General features: G+C 35.6%; 27 protein-coding genes and 1 pseudogene. 27 read left to right on the plus strand and 1 reads right to left on the minus strand.

Features of this window, described 5'->3' with window-relative positions; all coding sequences use genetic code 11:
- The 27 genes from EVJ46_06275 to EVJ46_06405 all read left to right on the plus strand — a co-directional run bounded on the left by EVJ46_06275 (position 1) and on the right by EVJ46_06405 (position 22,099).
- Positions 1 to 375, plus strand: coding sequence for a hypothetical protein (locus EVJ46_06275; protein RZD16610.1), 375 nt, complete (start codon positions 1 to 3; stop codon positions 373 to 375).
- 167 nt (positions 376 to 542) lie between these two features.
- Complete coding sequence (locus EVJ46_06280; protein ID RZD16611.1) at positions 543 to 923, plus strand: hypothetical protein; 381 nt, start codon at positions 543 to 545, stop codon at positions 921 to 923.
- Positions 924 to 925: 2 nt separating this feature from the next.
- On the plus strand, positions 926 to 1,228 hold the full coding sequence (locus EVJ46_06285; GenBank protein ID RZD16612.1) for a hypothetical protein: 303 nt from the start codon (positions 926 to 928) through the stop codon (positions 1,226 to 1,228).
- Complete coding sequence (locus tag EVJ46_06290; protein ID RZD16613.1) at positions 1,203 to 3,692, plus strand: hypothetical protein; 2,490 nt, start codon at positions 1,203 to 1,205, stop codon at positions 3,690 to 3,692. The genes EVJ46_06285 and EVJ46_06290 overlap by 26 nt, the downstream gene beginning before the upstream one ends.
- 13 nt (positions 3,693 to 3,705) lie before the next feature.
- Entirely contained in the window at positions 3,706 to 3,906 is a 201-nt protein-coding gene (locus EVJ46_06295; GenBank protein ID RZD16614.1) for a hypothetical protein, read from the plus strand.
- An 11-nt stretch (positions 3,907 to 3,917) separates the two neighbouring features.
- Complete coding sequence (locus EVJ46_06300; GenBank protein ID RZD16615.1) at positions 3,918 to 4,997, plus strand: hypothetical protein; 1,080 nt, start codon at positions 3,918 to 3,920, stop codon at positions 4,995 to 4,997.
- A gap of 8 nt (positions 4,998 to 5,005) precedes the next feature.
- Positions 5,006 to 6,343 carry a hypothetical protein gene (locus tag EVJ46_06305; GenBank protein ID RZD16616.1) on the plus strand — a complete coding sequence of 446 codons (1,338 nt, stop codon included), beginning with the start codon at positions 5,006 to 5,008 and terminating at the stop codon, positions 6,341 to 6,343.
- 9 nt (positions 6,344 to 6,352) lie between these two features.
- Complete coding sequence (locus EVJ46_06310; protein ID RZD16617.1) at positions 6,353 to 6,970, plus strand: hypothetical protein; 618 nt, start codon at positions 6,353 to 6,355, stop codon at positions 6,968 to 6,970.
- The gene (locus tag EVJ46_06315) at positions 6,967 to 8,109 is read left to right on the plus strand and encodes a hypothetical protein (GenBank protein ID RZD16618.1); all 1,143 of its coding nucleotides are present in this window, start codon (positions 6,967 to 6,969) and stop codon (positions 8,107 to 8,109) included. Before EVJ46_06310 ends, EVJ46_06315 begins: the two co-directional genes overlap by 4 nt.
- A 2-nt stretch (positions 8,110 to 8,111) precedes the next feature.
- Positions 8,112 to 8,966, plus strand: a complete 855-nt coding sequence (locus EVJ46_06320; protein RZD16619.1) for a MoxR family ATPase — start codon at positions 8,112 to 8,114, stop codon at positions 8,964 to 8,966.
- 21 nt (positions 8,967 to 8,987) lie between these two features.
- Positions 8,988 to 9,887 carry a hypothetical protein gene (locus tag EVJ46_06325; protein RZD16620.1) on the plus strand — a complete coding sequence of 300 codons (900 nt, stop codon included), beginning with the start codon at positions 8,988 to 8,990 and terminating at the stop codon, positions 9,885 to 9,887.
- The gene (locus EVJ46_06330) at positions 9,884 to 10,522 is read left to right on the plus strand and encodes a hypothetical protein (GenBank protein RZD16621.1); all 639 of its coding nucleotides are present in this window, start codon (positions 9,884 to 9,886) and stop codon (positions 10,520 to 10,522) included. Before EVJ46_06325 ends, EVJ46_06330 begins: the two co-directional genes overlap by 4 nt.
- A complete protein-coding gene (locus tag EVJ46_06335; GenBank protein ID RZD16622.1) occupies positions 10,504 to 10,941 on the plus strand; it encodes a lytic transglycosylase domain-containing protein in 438 nt (145 codons plus the stop codon). The genes EVJ46_06330 and EVJ46_06335 overlap by 19 nt, the downstream gene beginning before the upstream one ends.
- On the plus strand, positions 10,938 to 11,756 hold the full coding sequence (locus EVJ46_06340; protein RZD16623.1) for a hypothetical protein: 819 nt from the start codon (positions 10,938 to 10,940) through the stop codon (positions 11,754 to 11,756). The genes EVJ46_06335 and EVJ46_06340 overlap by 4 nt, the downstream gene beginning before the upstream one ends.
- Before the next feature lie 10 nt (positions 11,757 to 11,766).
- Entirely contained in the window at positions 11,767 to 12,141 is a 375-nt protein-coding gene (locus EVJ46_06345; GenBank protein RZD16624.1) for a hypothetical protein, read from the plus strand.
- Complete coding sequence (locus tag EVJ46_06350; protein RZD16625.1) at positions 12,132 to 13,178, plus strand: hypothetical protein; 1,047 nt, start codon at positions 12,132 to 12,134, stop codon at positions 13,176 to 13,178. The genes EVJ46_06345 and EVJ46_06350 overlap by 10 nt, the downstream gene beginning before the upstream one ends.
- The gene (locus tag EVJ46_06355; protein RZD16626.1) at positions 13,175 to 13,756 is read left to right on the plus strand and encodes a hypothetical protein; all 582 of its coding nucleotides are present in this window, start codon (positions 13,175 to 13,177) and stop codon (positions 13,754 to 13,756) included. The genes EVJ46_06350 and EVJ46_06355 overlap by 4 nt, the downstream gene beginning before the upstream one ends.
- A gap of 1 nt (position 13,757) precedes the next feature.
- A complete protein-coding gene (locus EVJ46_06360) occupies positions 13,758 to 14,519 on the plus strand; it encodes a hypothetical protein (GenBank protein RZD16627.1) in 762 nt (253 codons plus the stop codon).
- A gap of 9 nt (positions 14,520 to 14,528) precedes the next feature.
- Positions 14,529 to 16,025, plus strand: coding sequence for a hypothetical protein (locus EVJ46_06365; GenBank protein ID RZD16628.1), 1,497 nt, complete (start codon positions 14,529 to 14,531; stop codon positions 16,023 to 16,025).
- 8 nt (positions 16,026 to 16,033) lie between these two features.
- Positions 16,034 to 16,591, plus strand: coding sequence for a prepilin-type N-terminal cleavage/methylation domain-containing protein (locus tag EVJ46_06370; protein RZD16629.1), 558 nt, complete (start codon positions 16,034 to 16,036; stop codon positions 16,589 to 16,591).
- Entirely contained in the window at positions 16,591 to 18,201 is a 1,611-nt protein-coding gene (locus tag EVJ46_06375; GenBank protein RZD16630.1) for a hypothetical protein, read from the plus strand. Before EVJ46_06370 ends, EVJ46_06375 begins: the two co-directional genes overlap by 1 nt.
- A 2-nt stretch (positions 18,202 to 18,203) precedes the next feature.
- A complete protein-coding gene (locus EVJ46_06380; protein ID RZD16631.1) occupies positions 18,204 to 19,460 on the plus strand; it encodes a hypothetical protein in 1,257 nt (418 codons plus the stop codon).
- Entirely contained in the window at positions 19,460 to 19,768 is a 309-nt protein-coding gene (locus EVJ46_06385) for a hypothetical protein (GenBank protein RZD16632.1), read from the plus strand. Before EVJ46_06380 ends, EVJ46_06385 begins: the two co-directional genes overlap by 1 nt.
- The gene (locus tag EVJ46_06390) at positions 19,765 to 20,418 is read left to right on the plus strand and encodes a GGDEF domain-containing protein (GenBank protein ID RZD16633.1); all 654 of its coding nucleotides are present in this window, start codon (positions 19,765 to 19,767) and stop codon (positions 20,416 to 20,418) included. The genes EVJ46_06385 and EVJ46_06390 overlap by 4 nt, the downstream gene beginning before the upstream one ends.
- 15 nt (positions 20,419 to 20,433) lie before the next feature.
- Positions 20,434 to 21,063, plus strand: a complete 630-nt coding sequence (locus EVJ46_06395) for an HD domain-containing protein (GenBank protein ID RZD16634.1) — start codon at positions 20,434 to 20,436, stop codon at positions 21,061 to 21,063.
- Positions 21,063 to 21,542 (plus strand): hypothetical protein, encoded by a 480-nt coding sequence (locus tag EVJ46_06400; protein ID RZD16635.1) that lies wholly within the window; start codon positions 21,063 to 21,065, stop codon positions 21,540 to 21,542. Before EVJ46_06395 ends, EVJ46_06400 begins: the two co-directional genes overlap by 1 nt.
- On the plus strand, positions 21,539 to 22,099 hold the full coding sequence (locus EVJ46_06405; protein RZD16636.1) for a prepilin-type N-terminal cleavage/methylation domain-containing protein: 561 nt from the start codon (positions 21,539 to 21,541) through the stop codon (positions 22,097 to 22,099). The genes EVJ46_06400 and EVJ46_06405 overlap by 4 nt, the downstream gene beginning before the upstream one ends.
- A gap of 631 nt (positions 22,100 to 22,730) precedes the next feature.
- Here EVJ46_06405 and EVJ46_06410 read toward each other — a convergent pair.
- Positions 22,731 to 22,811 (minus strand): annotated as a pseudogene (locus EVJ46_06410) (RNA-binding protein).
- Positions 22,812 to 23,267 lie beyond the last annotated feature (456 nt).

Genomic DNA, 23,267 nt, shown 5'->3' on the forward strand with positions numbered 1-23,267 from the left:
ATGAATAAACTTTGCAGATTTAAAGTATATTTAATCGCAATATTCGCAGGATTTATAATAGCCTGCGGCGTTCTTGCGATTGATTATTATGAATTCTTAAATCAGCCTGTAGCTATTATAAATTATGAATATCAAATCAGCTTAATTATGCATAAAAAAGACTTAAAAAATAAAGTTATAAAGTATAGATTAAACTTAACTAAATTTTATCTTAAACATAAAAAAAACTGGTTAAATGTTTCAAAAGAAATGCTTTTGTTGTGTCCGATAGATAAGAGTTTAGTGCTATCAAAAAAAGTAGGCGTTATGGCATATAAAATGGTCAAATACGATAAAAAAATAATTAACGTACTTAAAACAATTTATGGGAGGTAGAAAATGCCTAAAAAAATTTACCAATGTTCTGAATGTAAAAATTATTTCAAAGAGGACGAAATCTTAGAACTATTCCAAACCGACGAGACATCGAAAAAACCTAAAAAGATTTTCGTCTGCAAGTCTTGTTACGATAGAAAAATTAACCTAAAGCATTAGGAGGCGTTATGAACAGACTAATTTTATTTTATTTAAACCACGATAAGTTATTTTCGATTTTATCGCTTCTAATTGTCGGTATAAGTTCTTATTTTGCTTTTACCGCAACAGCCCACGCTTACATTCAGCCGATTAATCCAAGTACAAATGTTGGAAGCATTAATACTGGCGCTACAGGCATATTAAACACTGCAATTACTTGGGTCTGCTACAGATTAGCACCGGCAACGACTGTATTAGGTATTGTAAAGGGTTTATATGATATTAAATTTCATAGGCCTGAAGCTGCAAGGAAAGCTTTTATAACGGGCGTTGCAGGCGCAGGCATAATGATAGCTCCGACAATAGTAAATGCAATAATCGGAATTGTAAATGGTAATGGTGTTTAAAAATGTTAAACGAGTATCCTGTTTACGATATCTCAAATAAAGTCTTAAAGTTCGGCCTTTCGCTTTATGAGTGGCTTTTAGTTTTAGGCGTAGCAATTGTAGAGTTCGAGCTTTTTCACGCCGGTTTTCAAATGATTTACGATTTGCTTTCTTTAGCTTTGCTTGTGGTCGGTTTAAAGGTTTATAAAATCGGAAAACCTGACCAATACATAAAAAGTTTAATACTTTATTACTGGCGCAGCAAAATATATTACGTGCCTTATAAATTCGAGAAAAAAAATGATAACATCGGCTTTAAATTATAACTTTAAAGATAAGACGGAAGCTGCTTATAACCTTTTGAATTTACTGAATATCGAAAAAGATTCAGTAATTTCGATAGATGGCTCTCATTCTGCTATTTATAGGATTACGGGCTTTGATTATTATTTAAAGACCGATAATGCGCTTAACAGGGTAGCCGATATTTGCGATTTATTTTTATCTCTTCTGCCGGAGGATTTTATTTTAACTTTTATCTATAAAATAAAGGATACCGATCCGGATTTTATTGAAAATTATCGCAGTTCATCTAAGCCTCCGCATGATTTTAAATTTATAAAAGATAAAAAAATCGAAGATTTAAAATCTCGCATAATAAGAAAGGTAGATATTTATTTATACGCTACGGTAAAATCTTTTGATTTAGATGTAGCGTTGCAAACAAGCTGGTTTGCAAAAGCTGGAAGTCTTTTTAAAAACCGCCCTAACGCAATAATAAACCATGACAAATCTATTGAAAAATTAACTAATTTCTCAAGAAATCTATCGTTTTTATCGTCGAGTTTCGGAATAAAAATTGCAAGGCTTAAAGATAAAGAGATTTTTGATTATCTTTTTAAAGAATTAAATCCTGGTCGTAATATAGACCCGCCGTCTTATGACGAGGAAGATAAAAATTATACGCTGCGGTCTCTTTTATCATATTCACCTGTTTATGTTTCTAAGAACTCACTAAGCGTAGGGCAGAAGAATTATAAATTGATAAATATGCATAAGGCTCCGAAAGGTATTAATACGTTTGGAATAACGCAGCTTTTAAATTTTGCCGCTAAATATTATTTTTTTAATTATACCGTTGCCGTAAGTTTTTTTATTCCAGAGCAGGAACGTAAATATAAAGATATAAGAACCGATGCAAACGTAAAAAGAAGCATGTCTGAAGCTACCATAGGCGATTATGACGATTATAAAGGTTTAACGGAAACAGAAGTTATCGAAAATTTATTAAAATCGGTTGCTAAAAGCAGTAAAAAATTTGTGGATGTTTCACTTTCCTTTAGAGTCGAAGACGATATAAAAAAAGATGCCGAAACCATCATACAGGGATGTAAATATTTTTCTAATATGGAAGTTATAGACGACCAATTAGAATACTTGAATATATTTTTATCATATTTACCAGGGACGCAGCATTTAAATTTTAGAAAAAAGACGGTTTCGTCTAAAGAAGCCGGTTGTTTTTTTCCGCTACATCAGGGCTTTACAGGAACTTCTAATGCGCCTATAGCGCTGTTGAATAGCAGGCTTGAGCCGGTTTCTTTAGACCTTTTTAATAATTTGCTGCCGGCAAAACATGCTAATATTTTCGGCAAAACGAGGTCTGGTAAAGGTTTTATGATGAACGGTTTTTTGACGCATTGTTTGTTGTCTTCGGATGATATTGATATCGTAGGAGTCGATATCGGGGGCACATACGAGAAATTTACGAGATTATTTAACGGAAATTATATAGATATAGAACTTGAAGGAGAGTACAATCTAAACCCTTTTCCATTTAAAAAAGATATTGTGCTTCCCTCAGGCGATTATAACCCTGAAATTTTAAATTTCTTATCGCATATTGTAGCTATGATGGTTCTGCCTAACGGAGTGCCGGAGCCTAACGACTATACTATAATTTTAAGGTCAATATCTTCGGCATACGACGCTATGACTTTAGACGAGAATCCTACATTTTCAGACGTAAACAACGTGCTTTTTAATTACAAAGAAGGAAGAGACGTTACGGATAAACAAAGAGCCCTTCTGTTCGGCAAGAATATGTTTAGGTGGACTGACATTACGAGCCCTTATCTCAATCTTATAAACAGAAAAGGGACTATTGATTTATCTAACCGTATAAATGTTTTCGATTTGCAAAAAATTAAAGACTATCCGGAATTATCTAAACTTATCTTTGCGATAATAAAAAATTTAACTTTTAAAAAAATGTATGACAGAAGCCGAAAAGTAATAATGTTTTACGACGAATGCCATCAATTCTTGGATGATCCGGAAATAGGCAAACTTATTTCTTTTTTATATAAAACATCTGCAAAATGGGATGTTGCGATGTATTCTATTTCGCAGCAGCCGAGCGATCTCTTAAAAACGCAGGTAGGCAGGGATATTATTGCGAATTCAGGTATTAAAATTTTTCTACATCTCGATATCGACAATGTCACAATTGACGATTTAGCGGCTTGCGGTCTTAACGATAAAGAAATAGCTACCGTCAATAATTTACAGACCGAAAAAGGTTATTTCTCCGAATATTTTATAAAATTCGGAGAAAACTCTACTGTAATAAGAAACGAACCATCTTCTTTTGAATATTGGCTTTATTGCAAATCAAACGAAGATTGGCTTGTAGAAAATAAAATTAATCAAGAATACCCCGAAAAGTCTTTAAAAGAACGTTTAGAAATACTAGCTGAACGTTATCCGCACGGACCTTACGGGGTATAAGGAGGGTGAAAATATGAAAAAATTATTATTGTTAGGATTATTATTAATTCCGATTTTAGGGTTTACGGGATGCATGGCATTACAAAAACCTATGGATAATATGATGGGGGTAAATCCAAAAACAGGTTGTGCCTACGGAGCAAATTGTAGTCAGGTACCTAATTCCAACATTTCACAACAAAATCAAATCAATAAAACTTTAGCAAATAAGTGAGGCTAATTATTATGCTAAAAAAATTTAAAAAAATTTCAGTTTTTATAGTAATAATGACTCTTTCTATGTATTTATCTCTATCGCTTGCAAACACTAGAAGAGCTTATGCATTAGCAGTACCCTCAATTTCAGGAGTTGTAAATGCTGCCAGTTCTTTGGCAGATGCAGGGAACGCTTTGGTACAAGCAGGAAACACGATAGGAATGGTACTGCCGCCTGTAGGTCCGTTCGGCCTAGCCACAAGTGTAAACCAGTTTTTATCTGGAAAATTTAAATCGTTAATGAATATGGGAAAAGCAATGCAGTCTTTAGCTAAACTTCAAGTTGCTTTGTCTAAGGTTCAGTCGTCTATTAACGCCGCTACTAACGCCGTAACTGACGTTTATAACGCAGAAGGCGATATAACTAACGCAAAAGATTCTTTATTATCGCAGGGAATAACGCTTAATAACTGCAGCGGAGGACAGGGCGTTATGGGGTCCGTTGCGGCGGAACAATGCACGGACGATTCGATTAATAATAATATTGCGGAACTCCAGGGTACATATTCGGATTTAGGCGGTCAGGCTGGAATTTCTGGAAACGGTATTTCCTCGGCTTTAGCTGGCAGTTCTTTAAATCAATCAGCGTTACTTTCGGGCGCGAGTAATTTTCAATATATAAGCGAAAACGGTCTTGCCGGTTCAGTTGCTATATCTCCTGCAAGCAATTTATGTCAGGACGAAATAGCGGCAGGCATAGTATCTAACTCGTCTCAATGTACTGAAAGTTATAAAAGAGCAATGAATTCTCAACTTAACGATAATTTGTTTGTTGACAGCACAAAAGGTATAGCGGCAGGCAACTCAATGATTGCAACGGGGTCAGGTTTTTCTAAAAACGTTTCAAACATCAGCGGCTCTTATGATTTACAGCAGGTAGAACTTTTAAAAATGCTAGCGGAAGAAAATGCTCAGCAGATTAAAGCAACAGGAGAACTAACAAAACAAATAGCTGTTGCTAATCAGACTAAAGCAGCTAAAAAAATAAATAATTCAACTGTTCCTGGTGTTTCAAAGTTACCGGAACCGCCCAGCACTTTCATATATTAGAAAAAGATATGAAAAAACTTATTTTATTTTTATTATTGTTTGTATCTTTAGTTTTGATTTTTGCGGGTAAAGCCTACGCAGGAGTGTGTCCAGCCGGTCAGGTTGATACTAGTTATGGCGGGTGTGTTCCGGCGACAACGGCAAAGGCAGTGCCGGATGCAAATGGCTCTGTCGGTTCATTTTCTTCATGGTTAAAAAAAACTGTCAAAAATCCTAACGGTATTTCAACCGTTCCTGCAGACATATGGGGAACTACGGGATTAGCAGGAACTGCTGAACTAGCGCCGTTTATGGAAAAACTGGGCTACGCAATATTAATATTCAGTTTTATTTACAATTTATATATGAATCTTTATAGATATTCAGTTGGTTTAGAGAGCCAGGCAAAACCTTACTTTCATTTATTTTTTTCTTTTATTCTCTCTGCATCGTTTATTTATGCCTGGAGTTATAATTCAGGAGGTTCTGGAAATATATTTTATGAATATTTGTCAGTGGTTAATAATGTGTACAATTCCATCGTAAATGGGATAATGGGGGCGTCCGTTATAGTCGGCTTATTGCATAATATTCATCATACGACGACGGTTATTACAAATGAGGTACATAATACTAAAACAGGCGGTTGGAGTTGGAATCCTTTGTCGTGGGCATCTGCTGCAGTGGGTGCGGTCGTAGGTTATCTTATTAAATCGATTGGGGAATTAATAATAACTATAGCTTTGAGTTTATTATATTTTTTATATTTAATCATAATCTATCTCGTTTATTTAGTACAGTTATTTTTCTTAGGCACTTTGTATGCAGTTTTTCCTATAATTTTAGGAGTGAATTTAGGAGACTACGCCAGCAATATGAAAGTACTTCAAAACTGGACGAAATGGTTCGTAGAAGTATCATTTTGGGGAATATTTATATCGCTTGAATTTACTATATTTGCTTATATAGTCGGCAATCATTTTGCCGATTCAAATTCAATAATATCGCCGTTAACAGCTGTTCTTCTGCTTATAATAATGACTTTTTTACCGCTTGCCGGACCGATATTAATACATAAAATTTTTGGACTACATGCGGCCAGCAGTCATGCTAATTTACAAAACCATATCAAAGGCCTTACCGGTCGTAACAATAGCAGTGATAGTAATAGCGGTAAAAGCCAAGAAAAAGCTAAAATGGCCGCTAAAGCTATGGCCACAGGAGGGGCTTCCGTTCCTGCAGATATGACTAAAGAAGGTTTAAAAAAAGGAGTGCAGGAAGCAAGTAATACAATAAAAGAACAGGGCGGTACGTCCGGCGGAGGAATAGCGCCTGGAGCTCCTACTAAAAGAAACGCACAAGCATAGAGGATAAATATGGACAACAAAAGACTTTTTAATGAAATATGGGGTTCTTTGAAATTAGAAAATCTAGGTTATAAGATTTTAGCGGGAGCGATGTTTTTAGTAGCATTATCGGCGCTGGCTTTATCATATTACGCTTACTCTATAAACCGAGTGCCTCTGGTGATAAGGGTTAATGAAGCCGGTAAAGCACAAGTGCTTAAAATGACCGCTTTTAAACATCCGGCAGGGAAAGGCGAAATATATTACTTTGCAAAATCATTCTTGAGAGAAATGGTAGGATTTAACAGTTTCACCGTTAGAACGCAGATCGCTAGGGCGTTAAACAAAATGAGCCCTTCTTACGCAAAATATATAAATTTAACTATAAAAAGGACTAAATACATTAAAAATGCCGTCGCAGCTGACGTGCAGTTTCAATTAACAATTAAAAAACTTGAGATTAGAAACCAGACTAAACATCATATTGTGTTAAGGGCTATATTGACAGTTAATATCATTGCAAATCAAACTAGCAAAATCGAGCAAACTGAAAATTATATGGACAGAATTATTCTGAAAAGAATAAAAAGGTCTGTGAATTTTCCGTTTGGGCTTGAAGTAGTCAATTTTACGGAAACTAAACTATGATATTTAAAGACAAAAAAATTAAAGAATTAGAAAAACAGCTCGAAAATCCTAATCTCACGGATGAAGACAGGACTGCATTAGAAAAACAGCTTGCAACTCTTCAGTCGGAAAAATCTTCGCATTGGGGTTGGATTATAGTAATTGTAGCAATATTTTTGATTTTTATTTTTTCAAAGTTTATAGGTTTTTTTGTGAACAGTAAAAAAATTACAGTTAAAAAAAATAATAAAAAAATAGAAAAACCTGTCCGTTATAACGCAAAAGATTTTATTACTGCTCCGACTAAAAAGAAACATCGTAAAGCCGCTTATTCAAACTTAGCAGGCGAGATAAATGTTTTAAAAAACAAATTGAAAAACCAAAGGGTTACGCGCTTTAATCCTTCAAATGCTGCAGGTGCGGTCAGCAGCGCAGCCGGTTCTCATTCTATTTCGGTATTTGTAAACCCGAAATATTTACAAAAAATTAAAGTTTCGGAAGGATATAAAAGCCCAGTTCAATTAGCAAATGCCGCATTAAAATATCCAGGAGCAAACGGCGTATATAATCCTTACGCAAAAACCGCTAACGGCGCAAGAACAAATATTTTAGTTCCTGAAGGCACGGTAGTTTCGGCATATACGAAATATAAACTCTACTCTTACAATACGAGCGTGCCGGTTATAGCGGTAGTTTCGGCTCCTTACAGTTTTAAAGGCAAGGTCGTCATACCGGCAGGATATGAATTTATGGGGTCGGTTGCAGGCCATACAAAATCAAGATTAGATATAAAGTTTACGCAGATAATAAATCCTACAAACGGGGAATCTTTAAGCGTAAATGCTGTTGCCGTTATGGAAAACGGTTCGGCCGGAATTACCGGTAATGCCCATTACCACGTAATTAAAAACGTTCTTGCGGGTATAGGTTCCGGAATTTTAGGCGCTGCAGCTATGTTTGCCGGAGGCGGTTCGGCAGTTAATTCGACCGGCGCTTATACTTATCAAGATACTTTACGTCAGAACGTAGCCCAAAACGAAATATCTTATGCTCAGAACAGTCTCAACAACGCTCAGCAGAGTGCAAACCAGGTAGTCATTACTTTACCGGCCAAGACGCCTATAAAAATAATGTTTTTAAAACCGCTTACGGGGAAATAATAATGAGTTTAGAAAAAATCAATAAAATCAAAAAAGAACTGGACGATTTCTACGTCCAGCGCACCGAAACGATAAATATGATTTTATTAGCTATTTATTCAAGGAAAAATGCTTTTTTGATAGGCGAGCCAGGGCTTGCAAAAACCGATATTTTAAAAGCGTTTTCGGAATCGGTCGAAGGCTTTAAGTTTTTTGAATATCAAATGAGTTTTTCGACAGAGTTGAAGGATTTACTTTCTATGAATGTTCAGGGAGGCATAGGCATAGACAACTGCCACATAGCCTTAATAGACGAGTTTTTTAAGGGAAACCCGTCTGTGTTAAACAGTCTTCTTGCGATTTTAAACGAAAAAATAATATATGTACCTGAAAAAAAAGTTATACCGATATTAACAGTTTTCGCGACGTCTAACGAAAAACCGGACGCAACTGAGGGAACATCTATGCTGGCGCTTTACGACAGGTTCTTATTAAGGCAGGAAGTTATGCCTTTAAGAGATGAATCCGACTTTAAGAAACTTATGCGCATAAATAAACCCTTTGCTCCGTCTCCGGAAGCAATTTTAACTTTAGATGAACTTGAAAAAGATTATGAAGATATTCAAAAAGTTAGTATACCGGATGAAATAATTGATATTCTTTTTTCAATTAAAAAGGAAATACTTGTAAGGCAGGTTCACGTGAGCGACAGAAGGTTTAGAGATTTAGTAGCTATACTTAAAGTTTCCGCTTTTTTCAGGGGAGACAACGAGGTTAAAAAAGAAGATATTTATAACGTTAAATCAAGTCTATGGACTTACAGTTCTGATATAAAAACCGTCGACGTGGTTGTCAATAAAATATTACAAGCGATTTAAAAAACAATAGAGGGAGCGATTATGTTTAAAAAAATTGCATTTATGATTATATTAGCGATATCATTTTGGACGGCAAATGCCTTCTCGATGGGATATTCTAATTTAAATCACTACAGTTATTACAGCCGTAAGAAGGTTCATAAGCTGACTATTAACAAGAACGTAGTTTATAAGCTTAATGTCGCTTACGGTTACGTTTCAGTCGTAACATTGCCGGTGATACCTTTATTCGTTACTATCGGCAATCCTTCTGACTTTCAATATAAGGTCTTGGGTCCGCAGATTTTCGTCCAAGCTCAGGCTTATAACAAAAAAGTTTCAACCAATATGGAAGTTTCAACCAAATACGGATTGATTAACATCGAAATTAAAATTACATCTAAAAAAGATATTGTCTTTAATTTAGACTTGGCTAAACCAGGAAATGGTATATTTTACAAGAATTATTTAGAGCATAAACTTAATATTTTAAAGACAAAGCTTCAAAAAAAGTATTCGGCAAAATATCAAGGCCTTGTTGCAATGAAAAACAAATTGGCAAAGAATAAAGCCTATGTCGAGAAATTAATATTATCGATAAATAAAAAGACTATCAACGCTTCGGCGAATAAAAATAATGTATCTTTCACCATTATTTATAAATCTAAAATAGGCAACAAATATTACATTAAATATATGGTTTCGAACAGCACTAACAATTATATCGTAGTTCATGATTTATATCTTTACGATGCAAATTCGTCATGGTACGGTTCTTCATCTAAAAAAGAGGTAAGAATATTAAATCCGGTTTCAAATTTAAAACTAATGCCGCGCGAAGTCTATAAGGGATATATCGTTTACGATAATAAAAATGCGAATGATGTTTCTGCACATCTATATTTAAAAGGAAAATTAATCATTATTAGAGTACAAATATGAAAACTAAAAAAAATATCATAATATCGCTGTTGTCTTTAATATTTTTGGTTTCTGCACTATCAGGCTGCGGGTATAATTCTTATTATGCAACTGGAGCGGCAGGGACTGGTTTAAGTTTAAATCAGGCATTAAGATTAAACAGGATTATGTTTAATTATTTAGATATTCCTGCTTTAAAATATTCTATTTTAACCCATCCTGCCAAACAGGAGATGGCTGATAAAAATTATTATCAGCCATCTCCTGTTATCAAACATTTAAGTGCAAATAAAGTCAAAAAAATGCGCGAAAACAAAGAGCAAAGAAACGGAGATAAGCAGAGCGGTGCTTATAAGATTAAAACAATCGGCAGTAAATTATTTATTCAAATATTTAGAAAAGGAACGTTTAATATCGATAAGTTGTTCAATATTAAAAAAATTACCATAAATGTTGAAAAAATAAAATTCGACAAAGGTTATGAAGTTGTAACGCTCTTATTAAAAAATAACAAAGGAGAAGAAACGATAAGCGAAAATTTTAAATATTCTAACGCAGGAAAGGTATTTAAAATTAAAAAGTATGAAGTTATCGAAAATTTAACGGTTGCGCAAAAATATAAGAGGGGCATGACTTTATGGCTAAAATTCTCATAACGCTTATTATAAGCATATCGGTTTTAACTATAAAAACCGCCGCTTACGGCTATTCTCACAACAGAATAATAAATGCCGTTGTAGAGTCTTCAAGGGAATTTAATATCCCGACAGGCCTCATCTTGTCCGTTATGCGAGAAGAAAGCGATTTTAATATTAACGCCGTTAGTCCTAAAGGTGCAGTAGGTTTAATGCAGCTTATGCCTTCAACTGCTGAAAGTATAGGCGTAAATCCTTACGATCCTGTTCAAAACGTGATAGGAGGCGTATATTATTTGAGATATTGCTTAAATTTAAAAGGCGGAAACGTCGCGCTTGCCCTTGCTTGTTATAACGCCGGACCAAACGGCGGCGTACCGAGTTCTACTTTTCAATATATCAAAAACATAGCTACGTTTTATAGGGAGATATCAAGATGACTAAAAAGAAGAAAAAAAAGAAACTGGAACCTGTTTCTCCGGCTTTAAATTTTGTCAAATTACTATTTTCTTTTATAGGCTGGCTTTTAATATTTGCGGCCGCAGGCGGATTATTATTTTTAGCGGTAAAACACGCTTTCGCCGCATCTTATAAAAACGGAGTCTGCACATTCAGTCGCCCGCTCGGCTATCGTTATTATAACAGGAGAACAGGACAGGGTTACGATCCTTATTATAGCGCTTTTGTTAATAAGAATATTTTCAATGAATATTTTAGCGGCAACGCTTCTAATATGAATTTGGATAATGTAAATGTCATTAGCAATAACGGCATATTTGTTTACAAAAATACTATGACGGCCGGTGGATATTCCGCTGTTTACGATTACGTATGGGAAAATAATTCCTGGGAATATACGGAGGATTTAGATATAGCCCAGGCTTCTTCATTGAACATTCAATACATGATTCCGGATGAGTTGGGGTTTGGACCGATAATTCCAATATGGAATAATAAAGATTATTACGAGTGGTGGATTAATAACGCATTAAATTACTATCAGACACAGCAACCAGCATGGTTTAGTTATAACAGTCAAATTGCGGAAGGTTTTGACGCGTGGGAATGCGAAAGGGCTTTTAGGGGTTATCCTATAACTCAAATAACATATACGAATAGAGAAGGCAGGGTTTACACAAGGAGCTTATTAACAGATAAATTTCCTAAAATTCAACCGTCTTCTGCCGGTTCCTGTCCTCCTCTGCCTATTTCTGAATTGTTCGGTTTTGCATGGTGCGTTAAGCATGGATTATAAGGAGTTTAAAATGCTTAGAATATTAACTATAGCGATTATGATTTTAAGTTTAATTTTAACGGCTGCAAACGCTTCGGCGTTTAAATTGCCGAAACTTAAAATTATTTACATCAAACCACAGTCTTATTCTGCTCGCATAGTCGGCAAGACTAACGGTCTGCCGGTTTTAACGGTGGACTTCGAGGGTAGGCCTTTGTGGAAAGTCCTGCAGGACGTCTCGAACGATACCGGTTATGTTTTTACGACTAAAGGCGTAAACTTGGCAAAAAAAGTAAATTTAAAGGGCAGGTATAATTTTGCGGTCCTGCTCTCCAAATTGTTTAGCGGGAGAGGGGAAAATACAACGGTAAATTTAAAAACTAAGAGGGTGAGCGTATGGCGCTAATTTATATAGAACAGTCCGGAATTAAATTTGAACTTAAAAACGGCGAGAGAACCGTATCCGCTCAAGGAGTAGAGGGACTATCCGGACTAGTTTACGTAACCGGAAGCGAAATTAAAAGATACCCGAAGAATGCCGAAAAAATAGCAAGAAGGGTAAAGAATAAGTCTTATATAATAGACAACGAGTTTGTTTATTATTATAAAGGCGAAGATATCGACAATTTTAAAGACTGCCTGCTTTCGCCATATCAGATTCTCGTCAATAAATTTTTAGAACAAAAAAATATATCTGGGAATATATTGTTTATTGACGGCGATAAAGACGTGGTAATTGTTTCTCTAATTAAAGACGGTGAATTCAAGGAGCTTTTAATAAGCAATGCGTCTTTATTTAATGAGACGTTATCTTCTATCAATAAGAAGTATCTTCAAAAAGATTTGAAGCTTGATATCGTCGTTATAAACGATGAGTTTTATAAAACCGCTTTTAAAAATACTCCCGTTACAGTTTTAAGTCCTACGGAAATACTCGAATATGCTCAAGATTTTCAAGCGCCGGTATTTAGAAGAATTGAAGATATTAAAAAGAAAATTCAGAAAGAAAAAGATAAAAAACTTAATATGATTTTGGTTTTTGCGGTTATTATCTTTATTTTAAATTTAGTGGTTTATTTTGCTATTAAAAATGCTGTAAATTCTGTTTCTGTTATGAATAATAGTCTGGTTGTAAAAAATGGAGTTTTAAAACAGAGGCTTAATTTTGAAATAGAAAAAAAGTTTTTATCGTTTACGAGAAAAAATATGCCTATAAGTTTAAAAAAGACATTATTGAAGATAGTCAACGTTAAAAATATAAAAATAAATTCTATTAATGCGACTAATTCTAATTTTAACATAAAGGGAGAATTTCTTGGCGGCTATAGAAATTTCGTAAAAGGCTATAACAAACTAAAAAGAATAATGGATAGCGATGCGGTAAATTACGTCGTGTCCGCCGGCGGAAAGGCTTCTTTTGTAATTAAAGGAGAAATTAGATGATTAAAATAATAATCTCTGCGCTTTTAATAGTTTTAAGCGTTTTTATATATGCAAAGTTTTCAAAGCCTTTAATGAGCGTATATCATTTAACTAAGTCCGAAAATACTGCTTTAGCGGGAAAGACCTTAAATTATGAAAGGCAAATTTCTATATTAAAAAATATCAAGAAAGTAAAAATTATTTTACGAAAGCAAAAGACTTCTACATATATGTTTACGCTTTTGTCGTTCGTAAATTATTTAAAAAGTAAAGGCTTTTCGGTAAAGCTTAAACTTAATAAATTAATGCAGACTAAACCTGTAATACATACTATCCCTAATCCTCAAGTCATAAATAAGCGCGTACAAGTTAAACCGGTTAGTTTGGGAGGATTTAGCCCTTATGAAACTCGGACTAAGTTTGCGGGGGTTAAAAAGATAAATATCGTATTAAGTTTTAAAGGTTATTACGGGCTTGTCCCGATGCTTACCGTAATGGAAAAATTGTATGTTTTGTTTCCTATAAAATTCGTTAATTTTACAATGAGTAAAAAAAGTACCGTAATTAATTTTAATCTATATAGTTTTAAGGGGGTTTGAAATGGATATAAACGATATAATCGAAGAAGGTCAGGAAGAACGCGGGCAAAGAGAACCGGAAGGGATTAAACCTAAGAGAAAAAATAAAATTAAGTTCAATAAGAAATTATTATTGATCGTTTCCGTTATTGTATTGATAGGAGGCGCGGCTGCATATTTTTTATTATTTAAGAGCAGTCGTCCTATTATACCTGTAACGGGCAGAATAGTAACTCCTCCAGTAAATCAGAGTTTTTTGTTTAATAAAACTTTAAATAATAAAATACAGAATAAAATATCTAATCCTTCTTTAAAAAGTACGGTAGAGAGTAATGCTTCAGTAACAGATTTACCTATAAAAAATAAAACCGCACAACCTGTTAAAGGTAAGGCTGCCTCCAAAGTTAAAAAAGCCAATAATACGTTAAACGACCTTTTTACCGTTAAATATAAACATAAGGCGAAAAAAACTAATATGCAGGGAGTACCGAATATGCCTCCTAACGCAAATGTTCCTAATGTTCCGGCTATACCTTTTAATCAGAATTTGCCTAATTTCAATTTAAAGGGCATGGCTTCAAAAATTAAGAATATGCAAGGTTTATCAAGCGGAAGCAGTTTTAACGTAAGCGGATATTCAGGCGGTTACGTGATAGCAGAGTGCGGTAAAAGCACTAAATATTTAAAAGCCGGTCAGAGCGCCTGCGGCTATACCTTGTTAAAGGCAAACTCGAACGATGCTACTTTTTCGCATAACGGCAAGTTTAAAAAGATTTCTTATTAAGGGGGTTTTATGAAAAAAATATTAATTACTTTATTATTAATTTTATTTAGCGTTTCTCCTGCTTTTGCCGGGACGGTTACGATAATAAATCCGGTTTTACATATTATTAAAAAACCAGTTCCTGAAGCTTTAAGGCAAAAAACTTCTTTAGAAGGAAATTTAACTATTAATGAAGCTTTGTCTTTACTTACAAGGGCAACGGGAATACCGATTATTATAATTCATTCAAGTTTTATAAATAATAACAAAAACAGTTATTACTACATCCACAAACCTCTTTATATGATATTAAATGCCGTCATTAAAGATAACGGTTATGTTTATAAATATAAGAACGGTCAGATTAAGGTTTACGGCGAAATAGCCGAGACCTTTAATTTGCCGGTTTTTAATATAGATAACGCTTTTCAGGCTACGACAGGAGTCAGCAATAATAATAATTTAACGAACGGACAAAACGGGGTTAACGGTACCGCAAATACGGCGACTACACAGGCTGCTTCCGCTTCTCCCGTTTCCAGTCAGCAGACTCTCCAGACCGGCACGGCTAATAATCCCGGCGGGCAGATTACGAGTTCGATGTCTCTTACAAAAACTGCCGTTCATTATATAACGCAGATGTTAAAACCGTTGGTGTCCAAAAAAGGCGTATTCGGCGTAAATGCCATGCAGGGAATAGTTTACGTTAAAGATAAACCGTCAAACGTTTTTGCAGTGGCTAAATGGGTTAAAAAGATAAGGAAAAATCTTGCGGAAGCCGTTTGGCTTAAGGTGCAGATTTTAGACGTTACTTTAAATAATTCTACGCAAGTAGGCATTAATTGGAACGCCGTTTTTAGCAACGCTTTTAAATCTAATCCGGCGGGACTATCCGCCGTTACGATAGGCGCTAATCTTGCTTCTGGGGCGGGTATCGCTTCGGGAGCTCCTTCTATCGAGTTTGCTAATAGCGCCGGAACTAATTCGGCAATACTAGAGGCATTAAAAACGCAGGGGACGGTAGATATATTGTCCGAACCCACTTTGATAGTTCCTAACGGTGAGACGGGAGTAATTAACAGCAGTTCGATATCTAATTATATTCAGACGGTAGAAAACATTTCTACAGGTCTTACGTCGTCTCAGACTTATCCGGTAATAGCGCAGGTATCCGCAGGGTTATCGACCGCTTTTACGCCGCATATAAATAAGAAAAAAGGCATGATAACCGTCGTTATAAATTTTTTAGATAACAATATTACGGGATATAACGATTTTACCGTATCCGGTACTAATTTCGACGAGCCGATAATTCAGTCGAAAACGTTGTCCGACATTATAAGAGTTCGTAATAATCATACAGTTATTATGGGCGGGATTATTACGACTAATAAAAATAAACAGAATTACGGAGTTCCGCTCTTAAGCGATATTCCGGTATTAGGACTTTTATTCGACGGAGTAAATAATACTTATGAAAAAGACGACCTTATCATGATGATAACGCCGAAAATAATTAAATATTAGGAGGAATTATGGAAAGAAAAATTAATAATCAAGATGGTTTTACATTAATAGAGATTCTAATTGCCCTTGTCCTTATCGGAGTTATGGCAGCGATCGGAGTTAGCGTATATACGCATGTTAATTCTACCGCCGCTACCGGCGGTATAGTCAGCAACATTCAGAAATTTGAAAGTGTTGCCGATCAGTATGCATCTATGAACTCAGGTACTTATACCGGCATGGATGCTCAGGCTTTGCAGAGCGATGCGTTATTACCTAACGGTTGGACTGTAGAAGGTGGCGGTGTTGAAGCCGTTCCTCCGAATACGTCTACCGTTGCAGGATATTTTATAACGACAGGGGCTTTAGGAACAGGAAATTCTGCTTATGATATCGGTTTTTCCGGTACGGGTAATGGAGTAACCGATATCATGGTTCATTCAATATGCCTTGATTTTGAGAATAAGATTGATGCATTTGAATATAACGGAGGTGTTACCACGGTTACTACGGGAGGAACTAATTGTAACGTCATACCTACAGATAATAAAGCTATAACTGGCGCATTTTGGCTGGGGTTCGAATAATGGAGAAATTAGGCGAGATTTTAGTAAAAAAGGGGCTTATTACGGAAGACGTCGTTAAAGACGTCTTGACGGAGCAGGAGCTTTCTTTAAAAAAGTTCGGCGAGATTTTAATAGAAAAATCCCTTATTGAAGAGACTGTTCTTATTAAAATTATAGCCGAGCAGTCCGGTTATGGTTTTATAGATGATTTTACGGGAGCGGAGCTTATTAAAGAAAAGCCGGATGAATTTTATTGGAAGAATTGCTGCGCTTTAATTAAGACCGCTTCCGGTACTAAATTCGTATTTAATACTAATAACCATGAAATCAATTCTTATATAACGATTTTGGCTTTAAAGAATATCGAGATAGTTTTAAGTCCAAAAGAACGCATTTATTCGTTTCTATCAGAAAAGACGGAACTTAAGACTATCATAGAAGAAGAAAATGCGGGTAAAGAAATCGACAATGCTTTAGAGATAGCTATTCTTAAGAAGTCGTCTAATATCAGGATTAAAAAGAGCCTTAATTCTTATTTAATTTTAGTAGATACCGACCTTGGAGTCGAAATAATTAAAGCTTTTCCCGTTAGTATTGGAGAAAGGCTCATTAATATAATAGCGGAAAGGTGCAAGGCTCATTTAAAACCCCGCAGGTCTATGGATGCAAAATTCAGCTATGAGTCTGTTTTTAGTAAGAAAAAAATAGATATAAGGGTAGAGTTTTTACCGGTAGCGTCTCAAACGGACGAAAAAGACTATTTCGAAGCCGTTATGAGGCTTCACGGGCTTAATTCGATACTTAGCTTAGAAGCTTTAGGTTTCGATGAAGAAGAAAGGTTGGTTTTAAGCGAAATTTTAACTTACGGTTCCGGTTTGGTTTTATCCGCCGGACCTACGGGGGCGGGTAAATCTACTACTTTTTATGCGATATTAAAGGAACTCGCCAAAAAGAGACTCCCTATCTTGACTATCGAAGACCCTGTAGAAATTAAACTAAACGAAATAAATATAACGCAAATGTCCGTCAATGACGAATTCCGTTACAATAACGCTTTGGTCGCAATGTTAAGGTGCGAACCTAAGATAATTTTAGTCGGCGAAATCAGGGACGAAGAAACGGCAAGAGCGGTCATAAAAGCGGCGCAGACAGGACATTTGGTATTATCTACCATCCACACGCAGAGCGCCATTAATATAGTATCCAGATTAAAAGGCATGGGCATACCTCAAGACGAGTTTTTAGAAGTAATAAAATTTGCGACTAGCCAAAGACTTTATCTTCCGCTATGTCCTAAGTGCAGAGAAAAAAAAGAGATAAGTTCGTTTACTAATAAAACTTGGCTAAAGTCCCTAAAAAGGCTCGGCATTTATGAAGTTGTAAATAAAGAAGACGATACCCTGCCTGCATACGCTTACGTTCCGGTAAGAGGACAAAAATGCGACGTTTGTTTTGGAAACGGCTATTTATCTAAGAAGGCTATCATAGAAATATTGCCGTTTAGAGAAGATACGATAGCAGCTATTCAGGCCGGCGAAAAAGTTAAATATAGGACTTTAAAGGATAAAGCCTTAAAACTTTTTAAAGAAGGAAAAATAGATGCGGGGCAGCTTTTTAATATTGCGGGGTAAATATGGAATATTTGGTATTATCTGGATTTAAACTAGTAAAAGAAACCGGAGAGACGAAAGCCGAAGTCGAAAATAAATTATTGGATCAAGGTATAGTTCCGTCTTTAATTATTAGGAATTTTTTTAAAAGGGAAAGAATTTTATCTAATAAAGAAGCTGCAAATTTCTTTGAATCCCTGACTTTTTTATTTAGGTCGACGGGTTCGATGACAAAATCTTTAAAGTTTTTAGAAGATAGATATGATAAGACGAAAGTAAAATTTCATTATAATAATAAACTAAAAGATTTTATCAGTACCGAATTCAGGAAATATTTAACCGAAAAGTATAAAAAAAGATTAGAACTTGCGAGAAATTTACGTAAGAAATTGGAATCAGGATTTGCGTTATCTGATGTATTAAAAGAGTATAAGTTCGACGAGATAGTCGTAGGGCTTGCCAATTCGGCAGAGACGGAGACGGGCGATTGGGTTACCGTCTTTAAGAAGATAGCCGATTATTATACGACTAAAGATAAAAATTCTAAAAGCTTAATAAAGGAATTAGCTTATCCTATGGTTTTACTTCTTGCGGCTTTTAGCGGATTTCTAGTGTTCATATTTTATATAATTCCGGCTTTCGATAAGTTTTTTAAAAGTTTCCCGAATGTGCCGGCGGCAACGAAAGCTACTCTCGGTTTTTTTATGAACATAAATCATTATTTTGCTGTATATGGTTTGACTATTTTAATGATAGTCGGGATTTTAGCTTATATCTGGATTTCTAATTATAAAGACGTCCGGGGTAAATTTTATAAAAGGCTTGCAGCGACTCCCGGCATTGGACATTTTTTTAGATTTTCTTATTTAAAGTGGTATTTGTATGAATATAGTGTTTTATTATCCGCCGGAAAAACGCATGCCTCTATAGTTAAATATTTATTAGATAATGCGAAGAATGATTTTTTTAAAGATAAATTTACCGTCATTTATTCTTACCTGCTTAACGGTTCTACTTTAACGGAAGGCCTCAATTCCTCGGATTTATTAAGACCTGAAGATTTGGATAGGATTTCGTCAGCTGAAGTCGGCGGACGTATCGACGAGACGATGTTGTTAATTTCAGAAGAATATGAAGAAGTAGTAAATTTACAGATGAAACTTATCGGTAAGATTGCTAATTATGTAATGCTCGTCGTGATAGCCGGATTTATCGTATTTATGTTTGCCGGAATTTATGCGCCCATGATGCAGGGTTTAATGGGCATGGCGGGGGGTTAATGTTATCATTTATAATTAATAATCAACTGTATTTTATAATAGCAATAATTTTATTGTTTATTTTCTTTGCTATTAAAGTTTATCGTTATGAAACGGAAGAAGAAAATACCGGTAACGAAGTAAATATTTTAGGTTTCGGTAAAGCGGAAGGGCTTTATTTGGTTAAAGTGGGTAAATATTATCTTGTGGCGGGAATGAAAATTAAAAGTAAGCACAAGGCTATAAAAAAGTTTATAGCGTTAGTCGAAAAAAACGGCTTCGTGCCGCCTAAGTCGTATTTTAAAATGGTAAAGGTTAAGAATTTATGATTTTAATAATTAATTTAATTATAGCAGGATATTTTTTGTATTTGAGCATTTATGCGGGTACTATAATAATTTATATTTTTCTTTTTTTAAGTTTAGTTAATATAGTTTACGCGTATAACGTACTTTCCGAAAACAAAAGATTAAAAAAAGAAAAAGATAGTCAATTTTTAAAAGTTACGGATTTAACGCAGGACAATTTTAACGACCCTCTTACGGGGCTATATAATAGGCGTTATTTTGATTTGGTTCTTTCTAAATTTATTAAGAAAGCGGCAAAATACAATATTAAATTTTCGGTTCTTATGCTCGATATCGACCATTTTAAGAAATTTAACGATACTTACGGCCACGACGTCGGGGATAAGGTTTTAAAGATTGTTTCTTCTACCGTTAAAGAACATATTAGAGGCAATCAGGATATTTTATTCCGTTACGGCGGGGAAGAATTTGTAATTATTTCAATGGACGATTTAACTGGCGCTATTACTTTGGCTAAAAAAATAAATTCATTGGAATTTAAAGGTTCACCCGAAAAAATTACGGTTTCTATCGGTATAAGTTCATATAAACAAGGCGAAGACGTCGTTAAATTAGCTGATGACAATTTATATAAAGCAAAAGAAGCCGGAAGGAACTGCTTTAAATATTAATAAGAAGGGGCTTACATGATAAAAGATGTTTTAGATATAAGCTTAGACATTAAAGCGGATGAGTTCGTTAAATTCTATTTAAAGCTCGTGAATCGTAATTTAAATCACTTAGGGACGCATTCGGAAAATACGGCTTCGGTTTCCTTATCTTTAGCCAAAAGCATGGGATATAAAGCGGCAGATATTAAGCTCCTAAAATACGGAGCGCTTCTCCACGATATTGGGAAGCTTTTTACTCCGGCTGAGATTTTAAATTCTTCGAGAGCTTTGACCGGTATAGAGTTTGAAATTATAAAAACGCATACGCTTTTCGGATATGAAGTTTTAGATAGCTTTAAATCTTTTCCGGAAGAGATAAAATATTTTGCGGTTAAGCACCATTATCGGCATGGTTTCGGTTATCCTAAACCTTTAATATACGATAACGGCGTGGATCAGACTTTGATAGATATTCTAACCGTAGCGGACTCCTTTTCGGCCATTATGGAGCCGAGAGTCTATAAGAATAATGTAACCCCTGAAGGAACTTTTGAAATAATGAGCGATGAAACGAACGAGAAAAATAAAGGATTAAATAAGGACGTTATGGCTCATTTAAAGGGTTTAATATGCACTGGTAAAATAAATTTAAAGGGTTTTTTCTAATGGCAAACGTTATTTTATTTTTACTTTTAATCTCCGGAGTGGTTTTAATTTTATACGGTCTGCGCGAATATATAGACGCCGGAAATATCTATAATACTTTTGCCGTAAAAAATAATATCATAGGCTACGGCAAAGCTGAAGGTCTTTATTTAATCGCAACGGAAAATTATTACCTCGTCGCCGGCCGTAAAGTCAGAAGCAAGAAAAAAGCCATTAAGGAGTTCTTCGAACTTATTAATAAAAATGAGCTTCTGCCTCCGGATATGTATTTTAAAGTTATCAGGGCAAAAGGCACGACTTTAAATAAAGAAATAGAACAGGAAGGAAGGGATTTTGCGGAAAGTCTAATTAAGCGTGCGCAAAAAGAACGGGAAAAGGAATTGGAAAAAGAGTTGGAGATTAAAAACAATGAAAATATTATAAATAATCAGAAATTTATCCAAACAGAACAAAAAACGGTAAAGGTTAAAAGAAGATGAAACAGGGCGGGTTTACTTTAATAGAACTTATAATAGCTATTGTAATAAGCGGTATTTTAACCGCTATAAGTATTCCTATTGCTTATAATTATATTCAGTCTCAAAAAGCTATTAAAACCGTTAAAGAAATGAAATCTATAGCTCAGGCGGAAAATTTATATTATCAGAGTAATACCGTTCCCATGACTTGTTCGGTAACGGTAAGCGGAACGAATTATAATGAAACCGAAAATTATCATATATATACGTCATCTTTCAGTAATTTAACAAATATGGGAATGCTCGGCGTTTTATCCAGTGGTGTTAATCCTTTCGGCCAAGATTATTATTTAGAACCGGTTTATTCTAATATATCGGTTAATTCTAATAATTACTGCGTCCGGGAATCAGGAATTTTAGTTTACACGTATATTCCCATTCAATATAAAGGGGCAGTCGGCTTAATAGCCGGCGCATTTGATATGGGGGCTAATGGTAATATGGAAGAAGTTGGTTATTATCTAACGCCTAATGAAAATAATTCGGAACAAGATTTTGTTTTAAAATATAATTGGTAGGAGGATATATGTTTAAGGTACTTAAAAATAACGACGGTTTTTCAGGGCTAATCGGAATATTGATAGCGATAGTTATTATCGGCATAATGTCGGCGATGATGCTTCCGACGTTTACCGCAAGAATGGATTATAAGCAGGCGCAATACGTCGCCGGCGTAACCAAGACTATCGAGAACGCCGAGAACGCGTATATGGCGAAAAACGGCTCGTTTGCGAATTTAGTGACGCTGTCGCAAAACGGTTATCTTTCTCCTCAGTTTTTACAGTCATTACAACCGGCGAACAACCCCGGCGGCCCGTATCCGCAACCGAACTGGATTACTCTTGAGCTGGCGAAACAGACGGTAAATTTGTGTATAGATAACAATAGCGTATGCCCCGATGAACCGTCTGGAAATAATTATTTTATCGGCTTATATTCCGTTCCAGGTAATTATGCAAATTATATCGAGCATGAACTTCCAGGCTCAGGCATAGGAAGCCAGGGCGGGGGGCTTGAGTATGTGGCTTATGCGGCGCCGGTACCGAGCGCCCCGCCGATGAATACATCTGCAACCATAATTTGGAGAGTACCGGGGTATTATACTTGGACTGTTCCTTCTAATATTACAACATTACTAGTTAGCCTCGCTGGCGGCGGCGGCGGAGGAGGAGGAGGAGGATATGGTATTAATTGTTCTGGGGCAGGTGGCAGTGGCGGTGGCGGCGGTGCTTCCGCCATTCTTATAAACAATAATTTAGTGGCAATTGCTGGTGGCGGCAATAGTGGTAATGGAGGCGATAGTTATGTTGGTGGTAGTGGGTATTTTGGTTATCCCGGTAATAATTATTATACATCTCTCTCTGTTTCGACTGGCGATAAATTATCACTGTATGTAGCATCTGGAGGCGAAGGCGGCGGCGGTTGGGGCAACATTGTAGGCCTCGGAGAGGGTGGATGGGGGTATATCCCAGGCAATAGTGGTAATGGTGGCAATAGTTGTGCTGGTGGATCAAGTAGTAGTGGCGGAAATAATGGTACTCCTTACGAAGGTGGGAATGGTGGATATGGATATGTCGGCGGCGGAGGATATGGCGGTAATCCTGGTACTTATGGTTCCGGTGGCACTTCTGCTGGTAATGGCGGTAACGGCGGTAATGGTTATATTATTATAAGTTACAATTAAAT

Source organism: Candidatus Acididesulfobacter guangdongensis, from assembly GCA_004195045.1.
Lineage (GTDB): Bacteria > SZUA-79 > SZUA-79 > Acidulodesulfobacterales > Acidulodesulfobacteraceae > Acididesulfobacter > Acididesulfobacter guangdongensis.

Coding starts and splice junctions, on each gene's coding strand:
- EVJ46_06275 (RZD16610.1), top strand. CDS start 1: ATGAATAAACTTTGCAGATTTAAAGTATATTTAATCGCAATATTCGCA.
- EVJ46_06280 (RZD16611.1), top strand. CDS start 543: ATGAACAGACTAATTTTATTTTATTTAAACCACGATAAGTTATTTTCG.
- EVJ46_06285 (RZD16612.1), top strand. CDS start 926: ATGTTAAACGAGTATCCTGTTTACGATATCTCAAATAAAGTCTTAAAG.
- EVJ46_06290 (RZD16613.1), top strand. CDS start 1,203: ATGATAACATCGGCTTTAAATTATAACTTTAAAGATAAGACGGAAGCT.
- EVJ46_06295 (RZD16614.1), top strand. CDS start 3,706: ATGAAAAAATTATTATTGTTAGGATTATTATTAATTCCGATTTTAGGG.
- EVJ46_06300 (RZD16615.1), top strand. CDS start 3,918: ATGCTAAAAAAATTTAAAAAAATTTCAGTTTTTATAGTAATAATGACT.
- EVJ46_06305 (RZD16616.1), top strand. CDS start 5,006: ATGAAAAAACTTATTTTATTTTTATTATTGTTTGTATCTTTAGTTTTG.
- EVJ46_06310 (RZD16617.1), top strand. CDS start 6,353: ATGGACAACAAAAGACTTTTTAATGAAATATGGGGTTCTTTGAAATTA.
- EVJ46_06315 (RZD16618.1), top strand. CDS start 6,967: ATGATATTTAAAGACAAAAAAATTAAAGAATTAGAAAAACAGCTCGAA.
- EVJ46_06320 (RZD16619.1), top strand. CDS start 8,112: ATGAGTTTAGAAAAAATCAATAAAATCAAAAAAGAACTGGACGATTTC.
- EVJ46_06325 (RZD16620.1), top strand. CDS start 8,988: ATGTTTAAAAAAATTGCATTTATGATTATATTAGCGATATCATTTTGG.
- EVJ46_06330 (RZD16621.1), top strand. CDS start 9,884: ATGAAAACTAAAAAAAATATCATAATATCGCTGTTGTCTTTAATATTT.
- EVJ46_06335 (RZD16622.1), top strand. CDS start 10,504: ATGGCTAAAATTCTCATAACGCTTATTATAAGCATATCGGTTTTAACT.
- EVJ46_06340 (RZD16623.1), top strand. CDS start 10,938: ATGACTAAAAAGAAGAAAAAAAAGAAACTGGAACCTGTTTCTCCGGCT.
- EVJ46_06345 (RZD16624.1), top strand. CDS start 11,767: ATGCTTAGAATATTAACTATAGCGATTATGATTTTAAGTTTAATTTTA.
- EVJ46_06350 (RZD16625.1), top strand. CDS start 12,132: ATGGCGCTAATTTATATAGAACAGTCCGGAATTAAATTTGAACTTAAA.
- EVJ46_06355 (RZD16626.1), top strand. CDS start 13,175: ATGATTAAAATAATAATCTCTGCGCTTTTAATAGTTTTAAGCGTTTTT.
- EVJ46_06360 (RZD16627.1), top strand. CDS start 13,758: ATGGATATAAACGATATAATCGAAGAAGGTCAGGAAGAACGCGGGCAA.
- EVJ46_06365 (RZD16628.1), top strand. CDS start 14,529: ATGAAAAAAATATTAATTACTTTATTATTAATTTTATTTAGCGTTTCT.
- EVJ46_06370 (RZD16629.1), top strand. CDS start 16,034: ATGGAAAGAAAAATTAATAATCAAGATGGTTTTACATTAATAGAGATT.
- EVJ46_06375 (RZD16630.1), top strand. CDS start 16,591: ATGGAGAAATTAGGCGAGATTTTAGTAAAAAAGGGGCTTATTACGGAA.
- EVJ46_06380 (RZD16631.1), top strand. CDS start 18,204: ATGGAATATTTGGTATTATCTGGATTTAAACTAGTAAAAGAAACCGGA.
- EVJ46_06385 (RZD16632.1), top strand. CDS start 19,460: ATGTTATCATTTATAATTAATAATCAACTGTATTTTATAATAGCAATA.
- EVJ46_06390 (RZD16633.1), top strand. CDS start 19,765: ATGATTTTAATAATTAATTTAATTATAGCAGGATATTTTTTGTATTTG.
- EVJ46_06395 (RZD16634.1), top strand. CDS start 20,434: ATGATAAAAGATGTTTTAGATATAAGCTTAGACATTAAAGCGGATGAG.
- EVJ46_06400 (RZD16635.1), top strand. CDS start 21,063: ATGGCAAACGTTATTTTATTTTTACTTTTAATCTCCGGAGTGGTTTTA.
- EVJ46_06405 (RZD16636.1), top strand. CDS start 21,539: ATGAAACAGGGCGGGTTTACTTTAATAGAACTTATAATAGCTATTGTA.